The organism is Marinimicrobium alkaliphilum, assembly GCF_003259155.1.
GTDB classification, from domain to species: domain Bacteria; phylum Pseudomonadota; class Gammaproteobacteria; order Pseudomonadales; family Cellvibrionaceae; genus Marinimicrobium_A; species Marinimicrobium_A alkaliphilum.
In genome coordinates, this window is the sequence record NZ_QGMQ01000026.1 from 1 (window position 1) to 516 (window position 516).

General features: G+C 48.8%; 1 protein-coding gene. It reads right to left on the bottom strand.

Going from position 1 to position 516, the window contains the following annotated elements; all coding sequences use genetic code 11:
- Window positions 1-72 precede the first annotated feature (72 nt).
- Window positions 73-516, bottom strand: a 444-nt coding sequence (locus DKW72_RS16640; protein WP_232522447.1) for a hypothetical protein, incomplete at its 5' end; no start/stop codon positions are given.

Here is a 516-nt window from a genome sequence, read left to right on the forward strand (position 1 = left end):
TAACTTTGCGCACACGGGCGCGAGTTTACGAGCGTCCCACCGCCGCTATCGGCGGTGTAGTGCTGCGCCTGGTTATGCGAATTTGCCATTTAATTGCTCGATATCATTGTAAGAGCCGACGGTGACAAAAACATATTTTGAATGCCACATCGACGGTTTATCTGGCTCCGGAGCAACACCAAACAAATAGTCGTTACATTGTGAGCACCTTGCAACAGCCCACGCTCGAAATCGGCCACCGCATTCACATGGTTTGAACAAAGACTCGAGCTTTTCATAAAGTGGAAAAAGGTGCCTGTTATAATGCTCCCACCCCTCATCTCCTGGCAGAAGACTGGGCCATACAATGCCCTTCTTTTTTAGAAAGTCGCGGTCTTTCAGCAATAGCACCCGTGGGCATGAGTCGCAATACATACAATCCATGTCACTGAACCCCAGATGATAAAGCTCGCCCTCAGATTTCTGACCGCAGCTTTTGCATTCTTGGATATGTTTAGTCATAGCGCATAACGCCGC